This window comes from Pseudomonas sp. HY2-MNA-CIBAN-0224 (assembly GCF_040310285.1).
GTDB classification, from domain to species: Bacteria; Pseudomonadota; Gammaproteobacteria; order Pseudomonadales; family Pseudomonadaceae; genus Aquipseudomonas; species Aquipseudomonas helleri.
Window position 1 is genome coordinate 1 of the sequence record NZ_JBEOPQ010000256.1, and the last position, 357, is coordinate 357.

Genomic DNA, 357 nt, shown 5'->3' on the forward strand with positions numbered 1-357 from the left:
GGTACGTAGCGTGCCACGTATTACTATCTATCCAAAATCGCATTATGTGACGCCGCGCAACAAGTTAGAAGCTGCCAGTCATACCATTCGCGCTGAGCTTGAGCCACGTTTAGAATATTTCCGTGAAAATAACAAGCTGATTGAAGCACAGCGTCTCAAAGAGCGTACCCAGTATGATCTTGAGATGATTCAACAGCTCGGCTATTGCAACGGTATCGAAAACTATTCGCAGCATCTCTCTGGTCGTCCATCAGGGGAAGCGCCGCCGACGTTGTTTGACTATATTCCAGAAGACGCACTGCTGTTCCTTGATGAGTCACATGTCACTGTTTCGCAAATCGGTGCAATGTATAAAGG

The 357-nt window shown here is 47.1% G+C and carries 1 pseudogene; it reads left to right on the top strand.

Going from position 1 to position 357, the window contains the following annotated elements:
- Window positions 1-357 (top strand): annotated as a pseudogene (locus AAEZ03_RS26290) (excinuclease ABC subunit B); the annotation flags it as partial.